18 protein-coding genes are annotated in these 18,782 nt (G+C 66.6%); 9 read left to right on the top strand and 9 right to left on the bottom strand.

Going from position 1 to position 18,782, the window contains the following annotated elements:
• Nucleotides 1-8 precede the first annotated feature (8 nt).
• The 9 genes from E2E30_RS06210 to mazG all read left to right on the top strand — a co-directional run bounded on the left by E2E30_RS06210 (nucleotide 9) and on the right by mazG (nucleotide 7,954).
• Nucleotides 9-1,178, top strand: coding sequence for a D-alanyl-D-alanine carboxypeptidase family protein (locus E2E30_RS06210; protein WP_133188225.1), 1,170 nt, complete (start codon nucleotides 9-11; stop codon nucleotides 1,176-1,178).
• Nucleotides 1,175-1,801, top strand: coding sequence for a dTMP kinase (gene tmk, locus E2E30_RS06205; RefSeq protein WP_133188223.1), 627 nt, complete (start codon nucleotides 1,175-1,177; stop codon nucleotides 1,799-1,801). Before E2E30_RS06210 ends, tmk begins: the two co-directional genes overlap by 4 nt.
• A complete protein-coding gene (locus tag E2E30_RS06200; protein WP_133188221.1) occupies nucleotides 1,798-2,775 on the top strand; it encodes a DNA polymerase III subunit delta' in 978 nt (325 codons plus the stop codon). Before tmk ends, E2E30_RS06200 begins: the two co-directional genes overlap by 4 nt.
• Nucleotides 2,776-2,830: 55 nt before the next feature.
• Entirely contained in the window at nucleotides 2,831-4,372 is a 1,542-nt protein-coding gene (gene metG, locus E2E30_RS06195; RefSeq protein WP_133188219.1) for a methionine--tRNA ligase, read from the top strand.
• The gene (locus tag E2E30_RS06190; RefSeq protein WP_133188217.1) at nucleotides 4,372-5,148 is read left to right on the top strand and encodes a TatD family hydrolase; all 777 of its coding nucleotides are present in this window, start codon (nucleotides 4,372-4,374) and stop codon (nucleotides 5,146-5,148) included. The genes metG and E2E30_RS06190 overlap by 1 nt, the downstream gene beginning before the upstream one ends.
• Nucleotides 5,145-5,909, top strand: a complete 765-nt coding sequence (locus E2E30_RS06185; RefSeq protein ID WP_133188215.1) for an MBL fold metallo-hydrolase — start codon at nucleotides 5,145-5,147, stop codon at nucleotides 5,907-5,909. Before E2E30_RS06190 ends, E2E30_RS06185 begins: the two co-directional genes overlap by 4 nt.
• Nucleotides 5,906-6,088, top strand: a complete 183-nt coding sequence (locus E2E30_RS06180) for a hypothetical protein (protein ID WP_133188213.1) — start codon at nucleotides 5,906-5,908, stop codon at nucleotides 6,086-6,088. The genes E2E30_RS06185 and E2E30_RS06180 overlap by 4 nt, the downstream gene beginning before the upstream one ends.
• A gap of 254 nt (nucleotides 6,089-6,342) precedes the next feature.
• Nucleotides 6,343-7,023, top strand: coding sequence for an RBBP9/YdeN family alpha/beta hydrolase (locus tag E2E30_RS06175; RefSeq protein WP_133188211.1), 681 nt, complete (start codon nucleotides 6,343-6,345; stop codon nucleotides 7,021-7,023).
• Nucleotides 7,024-7,231: 208 nt separating this feature from the next.
• A complete protein-coding gene (mazG, locus tag E2E30_RS06170; RefSeq protein WP_240699094.1) occupies nucleotides 7,232-7,954 on the top strand; it encodes a nucleoside triphosphate pyrophosphohydrolase in 723 nt (240 codons plus the stop codon).
• Here mazG and E2E30_RS06165 read toward each other — a convergent pair.
• The 9 genes from E2E30_RS06165 to dusB all read right to left on the bottom strand — a co-directional run bounded on the left by E2E30_RS06165 (nucleotide 7,932) and on the right by dusB (nucleotide 18,750).
• Nucleotides 7,932-8,588, bottom strand: coding sequence for a GNAT family N-acetyltransferase (locus E2E30_RS06165; protein ID WP_133188207.1), 657 nt, complete (start codon nucleotides 8,586-8,588; stop codon nucleotides 7,932-7,934). The genes mazG and E2E30_RS06165 overlap by 23 nt on opposite strands.
• Complete coding sequence (hflX, locus tag E2E30_RS06160; protein WP_133188205.1) at nucleotides 8,566-9,852, bottom strand: GTPase HflX; 1,287 nt, start codon at nucleotides 9,850-9,852, stop codon at nucleotides 8,566-8,568. Before hflX ends, E2E30_RS06165 begins: the two co-directional genes overlap by 23 nt.
• Nucleotides 9,849-10,340 carry an RNA chaperone Hfq gene (gene hfq, locus E2E30_RS06155; RefSeq protein ID WP_133188203.1) on the bottom strand — a complete coding sequence of 164 codons (492 nt, stop codon included), beginning with the start codon at nucleotides 10,338-10,340 and terminating at the stop codon, nucleotides 9,849-9,851. The genes hflX and hfq overlap by 4 nt, the downstream gene beginning before the upstream one ends.
• A 149-nt stretch (nucleotides 10,341-10,489) precedes the next feature.
• Nucleotides 10,490-11,320, bottom strand: a complete 831-nt coding sequence (locus E2E30_RS06150; protein WP_133188201.1) for a 23S rRNA (adenine(2030)-N(6))-methyltransferase RlmJ — start codon at nucleotides 11,318-11,320, stop codon at nucleotides 10,490-10,492.
• A 253-nt stretch (nucleotides 11,321-11,573) separates the two neighbouring features.
• Nucleotides 11,574-12,947, bottom strand: a complete 1,374-nt coding sequence (ntrX, locus tag E2E30_RS06145; protein ID WP_133188199.1) for a nitrogen assimilation response regulator NtrX — start codon at nucleotides 12,945-12,947, stop codon at nucleotides 11,574-11,576.
• A gap of 3 nt (nucleotides 12,948-12,950) precedes the next feature.
• Nucleotides 12,951-15,170 carry a sensor histidine kinase gene (locus E2E30_RS06140; RefSeq protein ID WP_133188197.1) on the bottom strand — a complete coding sequence of 740 codons (2,220 nt, stop codon included), beginning with the start codon at nucleotides 15,168-15,170 and terminating at the stop codon, nucleotides 12,951-12,953.
• Between the two features lie 105 nt (nucleotides 15,171-15,275).
• Complete coding sequence (ntrC, locus tag E2E30_RS06135) at nucleotides 15,276-16,694, bottom strand: nitrogen regulation protein NR(I) (protein WP_133188195.1); 1,419 nt, start codon at nucleotides 16,692-16,694, stop codon at nucleotides 15,276-15,278.
• Nucleotides 16,691-17,773: a two-component system sensor histidine kinase NtrB gene (locus E2E30_RS06130; protein WP_133188193.1), complete on the bottom strand. Its 1,083-nt coding sequence runs from the start codon at nucleotides 17,771-17,773 to the stop codon at nucleotides 16,691-16,693. Before E2E30_RS06130 ends, ntrC begins: the two co-directional genes overlap by 4 nt.
• A complete protein-coding gene (gene dusB, locus E2E30_RS06125; protein ID WP_133188191.1) occupies nucleotides 17,749-18,750 on the bottom strand; it encodes a tRNA dihydrouridine synthase DusB in 1,002 nt (333 codons plus the stop codon). The genes E2E30_RS06130 and dusB overlap by 25 nt, the downstream gene beginning before the upstream one ends.
• Nucleotides 18,751-18,782 lie beyond the last annotated feature (32 nt).

Genomic DNA, 18,782 nt, shown 5'->3' with positions numbered 1-18,782 from the left:
CGAACCGCATGTCCTCGCGCCAGAAACTGCTCGCCGCCGCCGTCGTCGCCATCGCCGCGACGTGCCCGGCGGTTGCCGCCCCCGAATTCCAGACCCCCGCGCCGGTCGCCTATCTGCAGGATCTGTCGTCGGGTGCGATCCTGTATCAGAAGGACGCCGATCGCCGCATGCCGCCCGCCTCGATGGCAAAGATGATGACGGTCTATGTCGCGTTCGAGATGATCAAGTCGGGCGAATTTAAGCTCGACCAGAAATTCCCCGTCCGCCCCGAGACGTGGCGCGCGTGGCACTCGCAAGGATCGACGATGTTCCTGTCGTCGGGCGAGGAAGTCAGCGTCGAGGATCTGCTCAAGGGCATCGTCACGCTGTCTGGCAACGACGCCTGCGTCGTGCTCGCCGAGGGCATTTCGGGGACCGAGAGCGCGTTCACCGAGCGGATGAACCGCGCGGCGACCAAGCTCGGCCTGGCGAACAGCCATTTCGGCACGGCTAACGGCTGGCCCGACAATGGCGTGACCTATGTCACAGCGCGCGATCTCGCCAAGCTCGCCTCGGCGACGATCCAGACCTATCCCGATCTCTACAAGCGCTTCTATTCGCTGCGCAGCTTCACCTGGGGCAAGACGCTCGGCGGCGAGAAGCCGATCGATCAGGCCAATCGCGATCCGTTGCTCGGGCGCGTGTCGGGTGCAGATGGCTTGAAGACCGGGCACACCGACGAGGCCGGCTATGGCTTCACCGGGTCGGCGATGCAGAACGGCCGCCGTCTCGTGCTCGTCATGGCGGGGCTCGGCACTTCGGGCCAGCGCGCCGAGGAATCGGTCAAGTTCATGGAATGGGGCTTCCGTGCGTGGCAGGCCAAGCCGATCCTCGCCAAGGGCAAGCAGATCGAGACCGCCGAAGTCCAGCTCGGCAGCGCGAACAGCGTCGGCCTCGTCGCCGCCAACGATCTGAGCGCAACCGTTCCCGCTGGCACGGCAGGCGAGATGAAGCTCAGCGTGCAATATGACGGCCCGATCAAGGCGCCGATCAAGGCTGGCCAGCACATCGCCGATCTCGTCGTGGTGACGCCCGGCATGCCCGCCGAGCGCCTGCCGCTGGTCGCCGCCAACGACGTCAGCGAAGCCGGCTTTTTCGGGCGCGCCTGGGCGGGGCTAATGGGGCTGTTCGGCGGGTGATCGGACGCTTCATCTCGCTTGAGGGCGGGGAGGGGGCGGGCAAGTCGACTCAAGCGAAACGGCTTGCTGCCGCGCTCGCCGAGCGTGGAATCGATGCGCTCGTCACGCGCGAACCCGGCGGCAGCGAGGGCGCGGAGGCGATCCGTGCGCTGCTGATGCAGGGCGATGTCGCGCGCTGGAGCGCGCACAGCGAAGCCTTGCTGTTCGCCGCGGCGCGGGCCGATCATGTCGAGAAGACGATCCGGCCCACGATTGGCGCTGGCCGGTGGGTGATCTGTGACCGGTTCCTCGACAGCAGCCGGGCGTATCAGGGCGTTGCCGGCGGGATCGACGATGCCGCGGTGCTTGCGCTGCACGCTTTCGGTTCGCGTGGACTGCTGCCCGATCGCACGCTCGTGCTCGAGCTGTCGCCCGAGCAGGGGAGCGCGCGCGCCGCGCTGCGCGACGGCGACGCGTCCGATCGCTTCGCGGCTCGGGGCCCTGAGTTCCATGCCGACGTTGCCGCGGCGTTCCGGCGTTTCGCGGCGAACGAGCCCGCGCGCTTCCGTCTGATCGATGCCGCAGCCGGGATCGAAGAGGTCGCCGGCTCGGTCCTCGTGGCGGTCGCGGACTTGCTTCCATGACGCTACCGCTCGGCAATGATGCCGCGCATCACGCGTTCGCTGCCGCAATGGCGAGCGGCGCGCTGCACCATGCCTGGCTGTTCGCCGGCCCCGAGGGGATCGGCAAAGCGACCTTCGCGCGCGCCGCGGCGCTGCGCTTGCTCGCGCAAGGGGCGGGGGCGGACTTGCCGCCCGGTTTCGACGTTCCCGAGAGCGACCCGCAGCGCAAGCTGATCGCCGCGGGCTCGCATCCCGACTATCGCGAACTGACCCGCCAGCCCAAGGACGGCGACAAAACCGGGCTCGATCTGGCGCGGAGTATTCCGATCGCGCAGGTTAGGGCGCTCGGGCCGATGTTCGCGACGCGGCCGTCTATGTCGGGCCGGCGTGTCGTAATTATCGACTCGGTCGATGATCTCGAGCGGCCGGGCGCTTCGAATGCGTTGCTCAAGAATCTCGAAGAGCCGCCGCAGGGGACGATCTTCCTGCTGATCAGCCATGCGCCGGGCCGGTTGCTCCCGACGATCCGGTCGCGCTGCCGCCAGCTGCGTTTCGATCCGCTGGGCGACGCCACCATGACGTCGGTGCTCGAGCATCTGCTGCCGAGCGCCGATCCGGCCGAACTGACCGCGCTCGTCGGCGTCGCGCATGGCTCGCCCGGGCGCGCGCTTGGTTTTGCCGGGCTCGATCTCGCAGCCCTCGACCAGGCACTCGCGGTGATCGCGCGTGAGGGCGACCCGGGCAACGGCCGCCGCGTCCGGCTCGCCAAGTCGCTCGCGCTGAAGGCTGCGCAGAAGCGCTACGAGGCGTTTCTCGACCGGGCACCGGCGTTTATCGCGGCGCATGCTGCCGAGCGCCAGGGCGAACGCCTGCGGATCGCGCTCGACGGGTATGACGCCGCGCGCGAGCTTGCCGCGACCGCGCGCGCGCTGACGCTCGATGCGCAGGCGACCGTCTATGAAATGGCAGGGATCGTCGCCCGGCTCGCCGCGTAACGCTGGCACCGCGGCGAGGCTTCAATATCGCGCGCGGATGCCCTAGGAGGCGCGCATGACCGACCCCTATTACATCACGACCGCGATCAGCTATCCCAACGGCCGCCCGCATATCGGCCACGCCTATGAGGCGATCGCGACCGATGCGATCGCGCGCTATCAGCGCCAGCTGGGGCGTGAAGTCCGCTTCCAGACCGGGACCGACGAACATGGTCTCAAGATGGTCCAGGAAGCGCGCAAGCGCGATCTGACGCCGCGCGCGCTTGCCGATGAAATAAGCGGGTATTTCAAGGCGATGGCCGACGCGCTTGATATCTCGTACGATCGCTTCATCCGCACCAGTGACGAGGATCATTACCGCGCCAGCCAGGCGATCTGGCGCGCGATGGAGGCGGCTGGCGACCTCTATCTCGACCGCTACGAGGGCTGGTACTCGGTCCGCGACGAAGCGTTTTACGACGAGAAGGAACTCGTCGAGGATGAGGGCGGCGCCAAGCTGTCGCCACAGGGAACGCCGGTCGAATGGACCGCCGAGGAGACGTGGTTCTTCAAGCTTTCCAAATACCAGCAGCCGCTGCTCGATTTCTACGCCGCGAACCCGGACTTCATTCGCCCCGAGGCGCGCCGCAACGAGATCCTGCGCTTCGTTGAGGGTGGGCTCTCGGACCTTTCGGTCTCGCGCACCAGCTTCGACTGGGGCGTGCCGGTACCCGGGAGCCCCGGTCACGTCATGTACGTGTGGGTCGACGCGCTGACCAACTATCTGACGGGTGTCGGCTATCCCGACGATGTCGAACTGTACGAGACCTTCTGGCCGGCGCATCTGCACATCATCGGCAAGGATATCGTGCGATTTCATGCCGTGTATTGGCCGGCCTTCCTGATGAGCGCGAACATTCCGCTGCCGCGCGCGGTGTTCGGGCACGGCTTCCTGCTCAACCGTGGCGAGAAGATGTCGAAGTCGGTCGGCAACGTGACCGATCCGATGGAACTGGCGACGCGCTTCGGCGTCGACGCGCTGCGCTATTTCCTGCTGCGCGAAGTCAGCTTCGGGCAGGATGGCAGCTATTCGGAAGAGGCGATCGTCACGCGCTGCAACGCCGATCTCGCCAACAATCTCGGCAATCTCGCCCAGCGTTGCCTGTCGATCATCGCCAAGGCGTGCGGCGGCGTCGTTCCCGCGATGGGCACGCGGACCGCGGCGGAAGACGCGCTGATCGCGAGCGTCGAAGCGGCCGAGACCGGGATGCACACGGCAATGACCGACCTTGCGCTTCACAACGCGCTCGAAGCGGTCTGGTCGGCGGCGCGCGACGCCAACCAGTATTTCGCCGACCAGGCACCGTGGAGCGTACGCAAGACCGATCCCGCGCGCGCCGACACGATCCTGTATCACGCCGCCGAGGCGATCCGCCGGATCGCAATCCTCGCGCGCTGGGCGATCCCGGGCGGTGCCGACAAACTGCTCGACCTGCTTGCGCAAACCCCCGACGCGCGCAGCTTCGAAGCGCTCGGCCATCCGCTCGCGCCGGGGCTGACGCTGCCGGCGCCTGCGGGGGTCTTTCCGCGGCTCGAAGCCCCGGCGGTGGAGGCCTGATGTTCGCCGACAGCCATTGCCACCTCAATTACAAGGGTCTGCTCGAGGGGCAACAGGATGTGCTCGCCCGCGCCCGCGCGCGCGGGGTCCATGCGATGCTCAACATCGCGACGCGCGAGAGCGAGTGGGACGCGGTGATCGCCACGGCCGAGCGCGAAAGCGACGTCTGGGCGACCGTCGGCATCCATCCGCACGAGGCCGACCAGCACCCCGATATCGGCACCGCGCGACTGGTCGAGCGCGCGCAGCACCCCCGCGTCGTCGGGATCGGCGAGAGCGGGCTCGATTACTTCTATGATCACAGTGATCGCGACCGGCAGCGCGCGAGCTTCCGCGCGCACATCGCGGCGGCGCGCGAGACGCAGCTGCCGCTCGTCGTCCACACGCGCGACGCCGAGGACGATACCGCCGAGATCATGCGCGAGGAGATGGGGAAGGGGGCCTATCCCGCCGTCATCCATTGCTTCACCGCGAGCGGGGCGTTCGCCGATATCGCGCTCGAGATCGGCTGCTATATCTCGATCTCGGGGATCGTGACCTTCAAGAACGCCAAGGACCTGCAGGAAACCGCGGCGCGGTTGCCGCTCGAACGGCTGCTGATCGAGACGGATGCGCCGTTCCTCGCGCCAGTGCCGCATCGCGGGAAGACCGGCGAACCCGCGTTCGTTGCCGATACCGCGGCGTTCCTCGCGCAGTTGCGCGGCGAGCCGCTCGATACTCTGGCGGCCGTGACCGCCGAGAATTTTCACGCTTTGTTCACCAAGACGCGCCTATGAAGGTGCGGATCCTCGGTTCGGGAACCTCCTCCGGGGTCCCGCGGATCGGCAACGACTGGGGCGCTTGCGACCCGACCAATCCACGCAACCGCCGGCTGCGCGCGTCGATCTTGATCGAGAGCGCGACGACGCGGATCCTAGTCGATACCGGACCCGACATGCGCGAGCAGTTGCTGGCGGCGGGAGTCGACACGCTCGACGCGGTGATCTGGACGCACGATCATGCCGACCACACGCATGGCATCGACGACCTGCGCCAGGTGTTCCACGCGATGGGGCGCCCGGTCCGTGGGCTTGCGCGGCCTGACCTCAAGGCAATGCTCGAACGCCGCTTCAGCTATGTTTTTCGCGGGCACGACGGGTATCCGCCGACCGTGGTGATCGAGCCACTCCCCGACACGATCACGATCGGCGACATCACGGTCAGCACCGCCGAGCAGCCACATGGACCGTTCGTCTCGGCCGGGCTCCGCTTCGACAGCGCAGCGGGATCGATCGGATATGCGACCGATTTCAGCGCGATGACGCCGGATATGGCGACGCTGTATCAAGGGCTCGACCTTTGGGTAGTCGACGCGCTGCGCCGACGTCCGCATCCGTCGCATGCCGATTTGCCGAGCGTGCTGGGGTGGGTCGAGGCGTTCCGGCCCGGTCACACCGTGCTGACCCACATGGACCAGTCGATGGATTACGCCACGCTCGTCGCCGAACTGCCGCCGGGCGTCGAGCCGGGCTATGACGGATTGGAACGGGTACTGTGAGCGACGGCGCGATGACGATCGTGCTGTATGTCCTCGTGCTGATCCTGCCGCTGAGCGCGCTTGCCGCGCGGCGTCTGCCGATCGGCGATGCGATCAAGATGGCGCTGGCATGGGTGGCGATTTTCGGGGTGCTGCTTATCGTCGTGACGCTTTGGCAGGGTGCGACCACGAGCGCTTGAGCCGGCGCCGACTGTGACGCCATATCGGTGCAGGTTTAACATAATGTATATTATCGGACTCGCAGTTTGCCTAGATCCAGATAGGCCGGATCGGCAAAGTCCAGCTTTAGTCCCCCGAAGAAAGCGGTCTTTGCGGCACCACGCGATAAGCGAGATCATATCCCATCATTGAGATCGGATTTGATGATGCCCCATGCTTACCAAATGCCTGCGTTGGTGCATGCGCCGCGCTCGCCTCATCCTTGGATCGCCGCATGATCCGGCCGGTCCTTCTAACCGTCCCCGGGTTGCTCGGTTCGAGCGACGACCATTGGCAGACGCGCTGGGAGCGCGAACGGCGCGATACGCATCGGATCGATCTCGGCGACTGGGATAATCCCAACCGGACGGTCTGGATGAGCCGGATCGATCAAGCGGTCGCTGCGGCGCGCGGGCCGGTCGTGTTGGTGGCGCACAGCCTGGGTTGCCAGGCTGTGACGTGGTGGGCCAACGCCTCCGGCCCAAGCGGCGCGTCGTCGGTCTTGGGAGCCCTGCTCGTCGCACCGCCCGCGACCGAGCGCGCCGCGCTCGATCCGCGTATCGCGCGCTTCGGGAACGATCCGCGCCGGGCCTTGCCGTTCGTTTCGCTGCTCGTTGCGAGCGAAGACGATCCTTATGCCACGATCGAGGAGTCGCAGGCGCTCGCGCGCAAATGGGGTTCGGGGCTCGTCGATATCGGGCGCGCGGGGCATATCAATGCGCGCTCGGGCCTGGGGAGCTGGCCACAGGGGCAAGCCGCAGCGGAGCTGTTGCGCGACGCGAGGACGGGCAATGTCCGGACCTTGGCACGGCAAGCGCAGACGGTGCTGCTGGATGCCGAGTTCGATGCCACGCGCCCTATCCCCAGCGGATTGGGTCAGGCGTCGAGCCGGGATCGCACGCCGGTTCGTCATTGAGCATCGCGCCTCGAGCCGGTGCGGTTCGGAGCGCGCGGGGAAGAGATCGCCTTCGCCTGCGTCCTGCGATACGGAAGGCCGTGCGCGGGACTCTCGCGTCTGGTTCTAGCCGCGAGTTCGATACCACCATGCATTGCCCCCCTTCCGCTCGGAGTCTCGACATCCGCTTCGACAGGGTTGTGCGGTGATCGCGCGTCTCGTCGCCATCATGGCACGGCTGCGCGATCCGGCGACGGGCTGCGAATGGGACGTCGCGCAGGATTTCGCGAGCATCGCGCCGTATACGATCGAAGAGGCCTATGAAGTCGCCGACGCGATCGCGCGCGACGACATGGCCGATCTCAAGGACGAGCTCGGCGACCTCTTGCTCCAGGTCGTGTTCCACAGCCGGATCGCCGAGGAAGCCGGCCTGTTCGCGCTGCCCGACGTGGTCGCCGCGATCAGCGACAAGATGGAGCGCCGCCATCCGCACATCTTTGGCGATGCCGAAAACGGCGGGCATCAGCGCTGGGAACAGATCAAGGCCGAGGAACGCGCCGCAAAGGGTGCCGGCGGTGCGCTCGACGGCGTCGCGGTCGGCCTGCCTGCGCTGCTCCGCGCGGAAAAACTGCAGAAGCGCGCCGCTCGGACCGGGTTCGACTGGCCGGATACCGAAGGCCCGCGCGCCAAGATCCATGAGGAAATCGCGGAGGTCGAGGCAGCGGCGACGCACGATGAACGGGAGGACGAGATCGGCGACTTGCTGTTCTCGGTCGTGAATTGGGCGCGCAAGCTCGGGGTCGACCCGGAGGCCGCGCTACGCCGCGGCAATGCGAAGTTCGAGCAGCGCTTCAAGGCGATGGAGAGCGCAGCGGGCGATGGTTTCGCGGCGCTGTCGCTCGAAGAGAAGGAAGCGCTGTGGCAGTCGATCAAGCGTACACGGCAGGACTAAGCGCGCTCGCATAGGCACTCTGCACGGTCCAGCCGAGGCTGGTGTAGAGCGCCCTTCCCTGATCGGTCGCGACGAGGATTTCGCGCGAGGCCGCATCCCGCCGCTGTCCGCGTAATGCGCCCATCACCGCATGGCCGAGACCGCGCCGTTGGTGATCGGGACTGGTGACGATCCGGTCATAGGCGAACACCCCCGCCGTCTCGGCCGCATAGCCGCTTGCCGCGAACGTTCCGTCGGGTGCGACGATCGTCGCGGCGATCACGCCGTCGGTCTCATCGACCCTCAGACGATAGCCGGCAGCCAACGGGCGGTGCGTCGGATCGACCGTAGCGGTCATTACCCAGCAGCGCGCCTGAAGCGCCCAGTCGTTCGGCAGAAGCGCCAGCATATCGGCATCGGTCGCGCAAACCTTGATGAACACCTGCGGTCGCCCGATCGTCCGCGCGAGCATCGAAATCTCCCGATCGGCGCGCGCGAAGATGTAGCGGCACCATTCCACGTCGCTGCGCGTATCGACGCGCCAGCCGCCGTGATCGGCGACCGGCGCAGCAACCCCGCGTGCGCAGGAACGCGCCGCGACCCAGCCCGCGATCAGCGCGGGATCGACACCGCTAGCGTTGGGCGAAGCGCTCATAGTCGCGCTCGGCCATCCGGACGTCGTAGATCGCCTGCTCGCCTTCGACCGATTGCGACAGCACGTCGCCATGCGCGTGCAGCCACGCCGCGCCCGCGCCGTCGCCGGCGTCGAGCAGGATCGTATAGCGCCGATGGCTCACGGTCAGCAGCGCGGCAACGGTGTCGAGCAGGCCCGCCACCCCTTCCCCGCTCAGCGCAGAGATCGCCACGACATCCTCGCGCCGCGCGGCCTCGCCGAGCCATTCGGCACGCTCGTCTTCGTCGAGCAAGTCGAGCTTGTTCCACGCTTCGACCCGCGGCACCGACGTATCGACGCCGATGTCGCGCAACACGGTCTCGACATCGTCGCGCTGCACGAGCGTATCGGGATGCGCGATGTCGCGGACGTGGATCAGCAGATCGGCCGAGACCACTTCCTCGAGCGTCGCCTTGAACGCCGCGACGAGCTGGGTCGGCAGTTCGGAGACGAAGCCGACGGTGTCCGAGAGGATCGCCTTGTCGATCCCCGGCAGCGCGATCTGGCGCAGCGTCGGGTCCAGCGTCGCGAAGAGCAGATCCTCGGCCATGACGTCAGCACCCGTCATCCTATTGAAAAGCGTCGATTTTCCGGCGTTGGTATAGCCGACGAGCGCGATCACCGGCCACGGCGCGCGCTGTCGGCGGTCGCGGTGCAGGCCGCGTGTGCGCGACACTTGCTCGAGCTCCTTCTTCAGCCGCGCCATGCGGTCGCGGATCAAGCGCCTGTCGGCCTCGATCTGCGTCTCGCCCGGGCCGCCGAGGAAGCCGAAGCCGCCGCGCTGACGTTCCAGATGGGTCCAGCTCCGCACGAGCCGCCCCGCTTGGTAATCGAGATGCGCGAGCTCGACTTGCAGGCGACCCTCGGCGGTCGCGGCGCGCTCGCCGAAGATTTCGAGGATCAGCCCGGTACGGTCGATCACCTTGGCCGACAGCGCCTTTTCGAGGTTGCGCTGCTGGACCGGCGTGAGGTTTGCGTCGAACACGACCAGCTCGGCCTCGCCCATCCGCACCGTCGCCGCGAGCGCCTCGAGCTGACCTTTGCCGATCAGCGTCGAGGGCTGGAGCGTGCGCACCTTGATCGCGACGCGATCGACCACTTCGACATGGATCGCCATGGCGAGACCGGCGGTTTCCGCCAGCCGCGCCTCGGCGTCGCGCGTCGATGCACCGGTATCGGGATAGACGACGACCGCCTTGGCACCGCGCGCTACGTCGTCGCGGTCACGCTCGAAACCTGTGGTCAATCTTCGTCCGAACTTGCTGTTTCATCAGCCAAATTGAGGGGGTGCGCGGGCTGGATCGTCGAGACCGCATGCTTGTAGACGAGCTGCGCCATGCCGTCGCGCTGGAGCAACATGCAGAACAGGTCGAACGCCGCGATCTGTCCCTGCAGCATCACGCCGTTGACGAGGAACATCGTGACGTTGTCCTCCGACTTGCGCACTGCATTGAGGAAGATTTCCTGCAGCAACGGCTGCTTGCGCTGCGCCTCACCGACCGCATTGACGATCGCGTCGATATCGACGGTGTTCGACGGCATGATCGTCGAAATCGCGTGCTTGTAGATCAGTTGCGACTGACCGTCGCGGCGAAGCAGCACCGAGAAATTGTCGAACCAAGTGACGATGCCCTGGAGCTTGACGCCCTTGACGAGGAACATCGTGATCGGGGTCTTGGTGCGGCGGAGCGCATTGAGGAACAGGTCTTGCAGCGAGGTGTGTTTGTCGGCCATCGGTCGATCCTATGTTTTTGGCGGGTGGTTCCCGCAGTGCGCCGGTTCCGGCGTCGAGATGCGCCTGAGTGACGCTGGACGTGATTTAGGGTGCCGGGGGCGGTTCGTCCAGCGGGTGGGGTTAGAAAGGGGCGGCCGTCGCGTTTCGGTTACGCGCTCAACCACTCGGTCGTGAGCTCGCCGCGATGCCCCTCCGGCGCGAGCACCGCGCGCAAGGCGTCCAGCAAAGGCGGCAACGCCTGCGTGAAGGCGTAGGGCGGATTGACGATAAAAAGGCCCGCGCCATTATAAATGCCGGGCTGATCTTCATCGTACAGCCAATGCTCCATCCCCAGCACTTTCGGGATGCCGAGCTTGCGTACCTGCGCCTTCCACCGCGAATGCGTGGCGCGGTCTTTCAGCGGATACCAGATCACCGTCACACCATGCGCCCATTTGCGGTGAGCGGCAGCGAGCGTTGCCGTGATCCGGTCGCGTTCGTCCAATTGTTCATAGGGCGGATCGACCACCACCACGCCGCGCGCGGTTCGGGGCGGCACCACCGCCAGCCATAGCTCATAGGCGTCGCGCTCGTGCACGGCAGCGGACGTGCCGCGCATCACGCCGCGCAAGGTATAGGCGTCATCGGGATGTTTTTCGTTGAGGATCAGGAAATCCTGCGGGCGCAAAAGCTGCGCGAGAAACCGCGGCGAGCCGGGGTAGAGCTGCGGCTCGGTACCGACATTCACCGCTTGTACGGCGGCGCGGTACGCGTCCAGCAAGGGGTTCTGGTCGGCAAAGGCCCGCAGCACGCCCTGCGCGGATTCGCCAGTGCGTTGGGCCTCGTCGCCGCCAAGGTCGTACAGCCCGCAGCCCGCATGGGTGTCGATCAGCGTCAGCGCGCCCGGTTTTTGCTGCAAGGCCCGCACAAGGGCGATCAACAGGCTGTGCTTGACGACGTCGGCGCTATTGCCGGCATGGAAGGAATGGCGATAATTCATTGCAACTCAAAATCCTGACGATCGGCCTTTAGACGTGCTGCAGGGGGTTGGGTGGAGCACGCGTGGCGAAAGTACCAATCCGGGGCTCGTATAAAGCCGGTTGGAAATCTTCAACGCTCTTCCGGGACGCGCCTCAGACCCGCGTTCGCGATCGTACCAGCGGCGGAGAATTGCGGCGCCGAGCGCTTGAGACTGCCCGATCATCGAGAAGCCGGACGCGACGAGGATTACCGCGTCCGTCCCCGCCCGCCGCTCAATCCTCCCGCACCTCGGTGATCCCCAGCAACTTCAGCTTCCGGTGCAAAGCCGAGCGCTCCATCCCGATGAAGTTCGCCGTCCGCGAGATATTGCCCGAGAAGCGCCGGATCTGCACGCGCAGATACTCGCGCTCGAAGGTCTCGCGCGCCTCGCGCAGCGGCGAGCCCATGATCGCCGTCCCGCTTCCGCCGAGCTCGCCCGGATCGCCGAGGATGTCGGCCGGCAGCATGTCGAGGTCGATCCGCCCGATCCGGTCGCCCGGCGCCATGATGATCGTACGCTCGACCACGTTGCGCAGCTGGCGGACGTTGCCCGGCCATTCGTACGATTGCAGCGCGACCATCGCGTCGGGCGCAACTTCAGGGGTCGGCACGCGGCGTTCGGAAGCGTAATGCGCCATGAAATGGTCGATCAGCGCGGGAATGTCCTCGCGCCGCTCGGCGAGGCCAGGGATCGCGACGGGCACGACGTTCAGGCGATAATAGAGATCCTCGCGGAAGCGCCCTTCCGCGATCTCGTGCGTCAGGTCGCGCGCGGTCGCCGAGACGACGCGGACGTCGACCTTGACGATGCGCTGCCCGCCGACGCGGCTGAAGCTCTGGTCGGTCAGTACGCGCAGGATGCGGCCTTGCGTGGCGAGCGGCATGTCGGCGATCTCGTCGAGGAACAGCGTCCCGCCATGCGCCTGCTCGAGCAGCCCCGAACGGACGAGCTGGCCGGCTTCCTCGGCGCCGAACAGTTCCTCCTCGACGCGTTCGGGCGTCATCCTTGCTGCATTGACGATGACGAACGGCGCATTGGCGCGCTGGCTCCAACCGTGGAGCAGCCGTGCGGCGACTTCCTTGCCGACGCCGGCCGAGCCCATGATCAGCACGCGGCTGCCCGTCGCGGCGACGCGCTTCAACGTCGCGCGCACGCCGTTGATCGCGGCTGAATTTCCGGTGAGATCGTTGTTCTGCCCAACCGATTCGCGCAAAGACGCGATTTCGCGACGCAGGCTCTCGGTCTCGGTCGCGCGCGCGACCATCAGCAGCAGGCGCTCGGCCTCGAACGGCTTTTCGATGAAATCGGCGGCACCGCGGCGGATCGCGGCAACGGCGGTGTCGAGATTGCCATGGCCCGAGATCATCAGCACCGGGATCGACGGATCGCGCCGCTTGATCTCGTCGAGCAGTTCGAGCCCGTCGAGCCGCGAGCCGTGGAGCCAGACGTCGAGCAGGACGAGCGACGGGCGGCGCACCGAGATCGCCTCGAGCGCCGAGTCGCTGTCAGCGGCGACGCGTGCGCCATAGCCTTCGTCTTCGAGGACGCCGGCGACCAGATCGCGAATGTCACGTTCGTCATCGACGACGAGGATGTCGAGGGGCATGGCTCAGGTCCGGTTCTGTAAAAGGGCAGGTGCGGGCGTGTCGGCGATGCCCCCATCGCCTCCATCACCCTGGTCGAGATTGGCGAGCATCGCCGTGTCGAAACGCACGCTAACGATCGTGCCCCCCCCGGGGCGGTCGTCGAAGGCGATCGTGCCGCAATGTTCCTCGACGATCTTCTTGACGATCGCGAGGCCAAGCCCGGTGCCGCGCGCGCGCGTCGTGACATAGGGTTCGACGATGCGGTCGCGATTGGCGGGGAGCCCGATGCCAGTGTCGGCGAGCGTCAGGGTGGCATGCCCCTCGCCTTCGCTCACCGTCATCGCGATTTCGGCGGAGAGCGCGTCGGTATGCGCCTCGACGGCTTCGACCGCGTTCTTGACGATATTGGTCAGCGCCTGGCCGATCTGGCGGCGGTCGCACACGAGGATCGGGCCGGGATCGTCATGCGTCAGCGTGAAGACGATGCCGGGATGCGCGACTTCGTGGAGGAACATCGTCTGGCGCGCGAGATCGACGAGCGATTCCTCGCGGAAGACGGGCTTCGGCATCCGCGCGAACGAGGAGAATTCGTCGACCATCCGGCGCAGATCGCCGACCTGGCGGATGATCGTCTCGGTCAAGCGCGCGAAGGTCGTGTCCTCGGGGTCGATCTGCTTGCCATAGCGGCGCTGGAGCCGCTCGGCGGCGAGCTGGATCGGGGTCAGCGGATTCTTGATCTCATGCGCGATGCGGCGCGCGACGTCGGACCAGGCGGCGCGCCGCTGGTCGAGCAATTGCCCGGTGATATCGTCGAAGGTCAGGATCGGGCCTTCCGCCGCGCGCGTGACCTTGACCGCGAGCGTCCGCGCCTCGCCGCCACCAGCGCCGAGCTCGACGATCGCCTCGCGCTCCTTGCCTTCGACCAAGGCAGCGAGCTCGGGCGAGATCAGGCTGAGCGGCTTGCCCGCGAGCGTATCCTCGGCGCCGTCGAGCAAGGTGACCGCCGAGCGGTTGATCAGCCGGATCGTCCCGTCGGGCGCGACCGAGATGACGCCTGCGGTCACCCCCGACATCACCGCCTCGATCAGCGCGCGGCGGCTTTCGAGCGCGCTGTTCTGCGTCTGCAGGCGGCTGGTCATGCCGTTGAAGGCGTTGGCGAGCGTGCCGACCTCGTCGTCGGTCGTCGGCGTCGGCACACGCGCGCCGAGGTCACCCGCGGCGACGCGGTGCGCGGCGGCGACCAGTTCGCCGACCGGGCGCACGAGGCGATCGGCGACGGCGAGCGCGATCCACACCGCGATCGCGACGATCAGCAGCGAAATGGCGAGCAGAGCGGCGTTGAACTTGAGCTGCAGCGAGCGCGCCTTGACCAGCAGATCACGATAGGTCGCAAGCACTTCGGTGCTGCGGCGCGACTGTTCCTCCATCACCTTGACGTCGGAGATCGCCACACTCAGGAAATACTGGTCTGTCGTTCCCGGGATCGCAGTCAGCGTCTCGATGCGGTTACCTTTGACGGTCGTCACGCTCGGCGTCCCGGCCCGCACCTGGTTGAGATCTGTGACGCTGATCTCGTTGCGCAAGTCGAGCTTATCGGGGTTGATTGCGTAGATCGGCTGAATGTCGTTCTTGGGACTGGCGGAAAAGATGAAGCCGTCGGACAGGCTGCGGAAGTAAATCTGGTAAAAGAAAATGTTTTCGAAAGCCGGTGAACCCGACTTGAACTCAGGATAGCCGGCGATGTCCTGCGCTGCAGTTACGGTAGCTTGCTGCCAGCGCTTGAGCATTTGTTGGTACGACGTCTTAGCGACGCCCGTAGCATTTTCGATCATGTCGCGCGCTTGGTCGGAATACCAGAATTGCACGCCATATTGGAACAGCAGCGAGGCGAAGATCACGACGAGCAAAGTCGGTACCGCGGCGACCATCGAGAAGATCGCGACGAGCCGAACGTGGAGCCGCCCCCGCCCACCAATCGGCGAGCGCGCGGCACGGCGCATCGCGACACGGCGGCCGAGCAGGACGAGCAATGCGACGCCGGGCAGCAAGTTCGAAACGAGCAGCAGCGCGACGACGGCAGGGCTGAGCAGGCTCTGCGAAGCGGCACCGCTCGCGATGACGAAATAGCTTGCGACCGCGATCGCGATTGCACCAGCGACGACCGAAAGCTCGAGCGCGGGTGTCACGCTGATCCACGACCGCGAGGCCGGCACAGACACAGGAGGGGCCGAAGCGTCGCTCATCGTGACATTGCTACAACGCTTGCGTTGCAAGGAAAACACACAAAACTGTAATCCATCGCACTTCGGCCCCCTTCGGGCCCCCTTCCCGGCGTCGTCGAGGGCCGATCAGGGGTCGATTCCAAGCACGTCGAGTCGTTTGCGCAGCGTATTGCGGTTGATCCCGAGCGCCCGCGCGGTGCGCACTTGGTTCTGCCCGTGCCGCGCGAGGAGCGCCTCGATCAGCGGCCGTTCGACCTCGGCGATGATCCGGTCATAGAGCGTTCCGTCGTCGAGTGCTGCAGGTTCCTCGATCGCCAGTCGCTCGATCCGCGCACGGATCGCCGCATCGATGCCGGCGTCGACGTGCGTCGCAATCGACGGCACCGCTCCGCCGAGCGTCGCGCGGACCTCGTCGGCGTCGATTCGCTCGTCGCGCGCGAGCACGGCGACGCGGCGCATCATGTTCTCGAGCTCGCGGACGTTGCCGGGCCAGTCATAGGCTTCGAGCACGGCGATCGCATCGGTATCGAGCTGCTTGCGCGGTAGCCCATCCTCGGCCGCACGGTCGAGGAAATGCCGCGCCAGCAGCGCGATGTCCTGCCGCCGGGCGCGAAGCGCGGGCAGCATCACGGGCACGACATTGAGGCGGTAGAACAGATCTTCGCGGAATTGCCCGCTCGCGACGAGCTGTGCGAGCTCGCGATTGGTCGCTGCAACGATTCGGACGTCCGCCCGAATCGTCCGCGCGCCGCCGACCGTGGTGAACTCGCCCGATTGCAGCACGCGCAGCAGCCGCGTCTGCGCTTCCATCGGCATGTCGCCGATCTCGTCGAGGAACAAAGTGCCGCCCGCAGCCTGCTCGAAGCGCCCGGCCGAGCGCGCCTGCGCGCCGGTAAAGGCGCCGCGTTCATGACCGAACAGCTCGGCCTCGATCAGATCGCGCGGGATCGCCGCCATGTTGAGCGCGATGAACGGCGAGCGGCGGCGCGGGCCCAAATCATGGATCGCGCGCGCGACGAGCTCCTTGCCGGTCCCCGATTCGCCCGAGACGAGTACAGTCAGGTCGTTCGACACGACGCGCGCGATGATGCGGTAGACGTCCTGCATCGCGGGCGATCGCCCGATCAGCGGCAGCGCGCGGTCCTCGGCCTCGATCGGCTCCGCGATGCCGCCCGACCCACGCGACAGCGCGCTCTGCACGGTGCGTGAGAGCGCATCGAGATCGAAGGGCTTGGGCAGATAATCGAACGCGCCGACTTCGGTCGATCGCACCGCCGTCGTCAGCGTGTTCTGCGCCGACAGCACGATGACGGGGAGCCCGGGATGCGCCAGCACGATACGCTCGACCAGATCGAGCCCGTTGCCGTCTGGCAGCTTGACGTCACTGATCAGCACGTCTGGCAAAGCCGTCGCGAGCTGCACCTCGGCCTCGGCGATCGTCGCGGCGGTCAGCACGCGGTGGCCGTCGCGCTTTAGCGCTTGCCCGACGACGGTGCGGATCGCGGCATCGTCGTCGAGAACGAGGATCCGGCCGGTGCGGCTCACGCATCGCCTCGCGGGAGCAGGATGCGGAAGACGGTCATTGGCGGGGCTCCCTCGCGCGCGAACTGGATGATCCCGCCCATGTCGCGCACCAGCTTGTCGACGAGCGCGAGGCCGAGCCCCTGCCCCTCCGGCTTGCCCGAGATGAACGGGTCGAACAGATGTTCGGCAATGTCGGCGGGTGGCCCGGGGCCATTGTCGCTCACGCAGATCTCGATCGGCAAGCGCTGACGCGGCTTTCCGGGGGCGGGCGCGACCGCCATGCCGTGACGATAGGCGGTGGCGAGCGTGATCCGCGCATCGGCCTGTTCGCTCGTCGCCTCGCTCGCATTCTTGAGCAGGTTGAGCACGACCTGGAGGATCGCGTCGCGATCGAGCTGGACCGTGGGGAGCGACGGATCGAACCGCTCCTCGATCGTCACGTGGCGCGCAAAGCCGGCGAGCGCGACGCGGCGCGCATGGCCGAGCAGCGGATAGATGTTCTCGGGCGCGAGCTTCAAGGGCCGCGTATCGGTGAAATCTTGCATCCGGTCGATCAGCGCGGCGATGCGGTCCACCTCGGTGGTGATGAGCGTCGTCAGTTCCTCGGCGCCCTTCCCCTTCGACAGCAATTGCGCCGCGCCGCGAATGCCCGAGAGCGGGTTCTTGATCTCATGCGCGAGCATCGCCGCCGCGCCGATCGCGGCGCGCGCCGCTGCGGCGCGGTCGGCGCTGTGCCCCATCCGGCGCGAGGTGGCGGCATGGTGCAGCGTGATCGTGTGCCAGCCGGGATGATCGGCAACGCGCGTCTCGATATAGTCGACGCGGATCTTGCCGCCGCGCTTGAGCGCGATCTCGGTGTCGAACGCGGCGAGGCCGTGATTGTCGCGGGCGTTTGGCTGGCTCGGCGGGGTCATCACCGAGACGAGCGGATGGCCGAGCATCGCGCGTTCCGAGAGGTTGAGCAACGTCTCGCATTCGGCATTGGCGAAGACGATGCAGCCGGTGTCATCGACGACGAGCACCGCCACGGGCAGCGCCGCAAACAGATCGGCGAAATCTGGTCCCCCGATCGCCTTCACGCGGCGGCGCGGCTGCACCAGGGGGCGTAGAATTCGGCGAGCATCGCCTTGACGACCTTGGGGTCGGGGATCTGGTTGACCTTGTTGCGGAACTCGGCCGAGCCGTGGAGGCCGCGCGTGTACCAGCCGATATGCTTGCGCGCCATGTTGACGCCGGTCTCGTTGCCGTAATGGCTGAGCATCGCTTCGTAATGCTCAGCAATGACGGTGTATTGCTCTTCGATCGAGGGATCTTCGACGCGCCGGCCAGTGGCGAACCATTCCATCACCTGACCGAGCAGCCACGGGCGGCCGTACGATCCGCGGCCGATCATGATGCCGTCGGCGCCCGACTGTTCGAGCGCCGCCTCGGCGTCCTCGATCGAATTGATGTCGCCATTGGCGATCACCGGGATGCTCACCGAGTTCTTGACCGAGCGGATGAACGCCCAGTCGGCATTGCCCTTGTACATCTGGTTGCGCGTGCGACCGTGGACGGTGACGAGCTTGACGCCGAGGTCCTGCGCGATCTGGGCGAGTTCTGGCGCGTTGAGGCTCGCATGGTCCCAGCCCATCCGCATCTTCAGCGTGACGGGAACGCTGACCGCATCGACGACGCCCTTGATGATGGCCCCGGCCATGTCGAGATCGCGCATCAGCGCCGAGCCGGCATCGCCGTTGGTGACCTTGCGCACCGGGCAGCCCATGTTGATGTCGATGATCGCGGCGCCGCGATCTTCGCTGAGCTTGGCCGCCTCGCCCATTTCGTACGGCGTGCAGCCGACCAGCTGCATCGAGACGGGGTTCTCGATCGGCGCCCAGGCGGCCTTTTGCAGCGACTGGCGCGTCTCACGGATCGCGGCCTGGCTCGCCACCATCTCGGTGACGTTGAGCCCCGAACCATAGCGCCGCACCAGCGTGCGGAACGGCATGTCGGTGACGCCCGTCATCGGTGCGAGAATCACCGGCGAGGCGATCGTCACGGGGCCAATCTGGAGCGGGGCGAGGCGCGAAGTCACGGGATAGGGTCTGCCTGAAAAGCGGGCAGCCT

Origin of the sequence: Sphingomonas sp. AAP5 (assembly GCF_004354345.1) — a bacterium.
Classification (GTDB): Bacteria; Pseudomonadota; Alphaproteobacteria; order Sphingomonadales; family Sphingomonadaceae; genus Sphingomonas; species Sphingomonas glacialis.
The sequence above is the reverse complement of the archived record's forward strand: the minus strand, read 5'-3'. Positions and strand labels throughout refer to the sequence as shown.

Bases quoted from the DNA above. Each gene is read 5' to 3' on its own strand.
- E2E30_RS06210 (WP_133188225.1), top strand. From the start codon at position 9: ATGTCCTCGCGCCAGAAACTGCTCGCCGCCGCCGTCGTCGCCATCGCC.
- E2E30_RS06200 (WP_133188221.1), top strand. From the start codon at position 1,798: ATGACGCTACCGCTCGGCAATGATGCCGCGCATCACGCGTTCGCTGCC.
- metG (WP_133188219.1), top strand. From the start codon at position 2,831: ATGACCGACCCCTATTACATCACGACCGCGATCAGCTATCCCAACGGC.
- E2E30_RS06190 (WP_133188217.1), top strand. From the start codon at position 4,372: ATGTTCGCCGACAGCCATTGCCACCTCAATTACAAGGGTCTGCTCGAG.
- E2E30_RS06185 (WP_133188215.1), top strand. From the start codon at position 5,145: ATGAAGGTGCGGATCCTCGGTTCGGGAACCTCCTCCGGGGTCCCGCGG.
- E2E30_RS06175 (WP_133188211.1), top strand. From the start codon at position 6,343: ATGATCCGGCCGGTCCTTCTAACCGTCCCCGGGTTGCTCGGTTCGAGC.
- mazG (WP_240699094.1), top strand. From the start codon at position 7,232: ATGGCACGGCTGCGCGATCCGGCGACGGGCTGCGAATGGGACGTCGCG.
- E2E30_RS06165 (WP_133188207.1), bottom strand. From the start codon at position 8,588: ATGAGCGCTTCGCCCAACGCTAGCGGTGTCGATCCCGCGCTGATCGCG.
- hfq (WP_133188203.1), bottom strand. From the start codon at position 10,340: ATGGCCGACAAACACACCTCGCTGCAAGACCTGTTCCTCAATGCGCTC.
- E2E30_RS06150 (WP_133188201.1), bottom strand. From the start codon at position 11,320: ATGAATTATCGCCATTCCTTCCATGCCGGCAATAGCGCCGACGTCGTC.
- ntrX (WP_133188199.1), bottom strand. From the start codon at position 12,947: ATGCCCCTCGACATCCTCGTCGTCGATGACGAACGTGACATTCGCGAT.
- E2E30_RS06140 (WP_133188197.1), bottom strand. From the start codon at position 15,170: ATGAGCGACGCTTCGGCCCCTCCTGTGTCTGTGCCGGCCTCGCGGTCG.